This window comes from Exiguobacterium sp. s145 (assembly GCF_018618835.1).
GTDB classification, from domain to species: domain Bacteria; phylum Bacillota; class Bacilli; order Exiguobacteriales; family Exiguobacteriaceae; genus Exiguobacterium_A; species Exiguobacterium_A artemiae.
In genome coordinates this window covers 1-1,168 of the sequence record NZ_JACSMV010000046.1, presented here as the reverse complement: position 1 = coordinate 1,168, position 1,168 = coordinate 1, and the positions used below count along the sequence as shown (strand labels likewise).

Sequence of the window (1,168 nt, the reverse complement as noted above, 5' to 3'; positions counted from 1 at the left end):
AAGGGGACAGATTTCGGAAAGGTCAGTCGTTCTGAAATCGCTCAAGCGCTCGCCTGGATTAATGGGAGACCACGAAAATGTCTTAACTGTAAAACAGCATACGAGGTCTTCACGGAAGAAGTGTTGCACTTAATTTGACAAACCGTCGTTTGAAAAAAATCATCTGAACAGACTAAAAACAGAAGGCTTGCCGCTGTTGTTAAAAACGTTTGTTACAACAGTTGTCATATAAAAAACGTGAAAACGAAAGTTAAACCGGTTATTGTCGTAAAAATGGTTTGAAACGTTAAAAATGAGTCTTTTGTAACATAAAAGTAACAATCGCGTCATCTTTTTGTGGTCTATATGTAACGGCACTGCTCCATTTTGTCATGTATATTAATGTAAGTTACAAAACAGGAACAATTATGGAGGAGAGATTACATGATGATGAAACGAATAATCGCTAGTGTTTTAGCAGTCTTGTTAGCACTCAGTTCGTTTGCAGGTCTTCAAGCGGAAGCTGCAACTAAAAAAAATGTCAAGTCGTCGGTCGATAGTCTGATTGTTCGCCAGAAAGCCACAACAGCGTCCAAGAAACTCGGTCTTCTATATAAGAATCAAACATTGCCGTACAAAGCAAAAACAGGAAACTGGTATAAAGTCAGCTATAAAGGAAAAACAGCTTACCTCAGTGCCCGTTATTCTAAAGTCGTTACATCAAGCGGTTCGAAGAAACAATCAACAGGCGGATGGAAAACAATCACAAACGTCAGCGCGACAGCTTATACACCATATGATCCAGGCAGCGGTAACCTAACGGCTATCGGTTGGAACATCAAGAGTTCGAAAAAGAAAGTCGTAGCAGTTGATCCACGTGTGATTCCGCTTCGCTCAACAGTAAAAGTGTATTACAAAGGGAAATTAAAAGGGACGTATACAGCAGCAGATACAGGCGGTGCCATCAAAGGCAAGAAGATGGATATCCTGTACTACTCACGTGCGGAAGCCTTTAACTGGGGTCGTCGTAACGTCACTGTTAAATACAAATAAGTTTTTTCAATCAATCGTACATCGGTGCGATTGATTTTTTTTTTGTCTTGACGAATTGTAATATTAAGTGCAACACCTAGCTGAAAACACAAAAAAAACCCATAACGGCCTCGTGTAGAATAGAGTTACCACACAA

Annotated in this window: 1 protein-coding gene and 1 pseudogene; both read left to right on the top strand. The window is 40.0% G+C overall.

Annotated elements, in window-relative coordinates; genetic code table 11:
• Window positions 1–138, top strand: a pseudogene (locus KNQ07_RS16390) (IS30 family transposase); the annotation flags it as partial.
• 288 nt (window positions 139–426) lie between these two features.
• Window positions 427–1,032 carry a 3D domain-containing protein gene (locus KNQ07_RS15935; RefSeq protein ID WP_233494505.1) on the top strand — a complete coding sequence of 202 codons (606 nt, stop codon included), beginning with the start codon at window positions 427–429 and terminating at the stop codon, window positions 1,030–1,032.
• Window positions 1,033–1,168: the final 136 nt, after the last annotated feature.

Excerpts from the sequence above, each read along its gene's own strand:
- KNQ07_RS15935 (WP_233494505.1), top strand. The coding sequence starts at position 427 with ATGATGAAACGAATAATCGCTAGTGTTTTAGCAGTCTTGTTAGCACTC.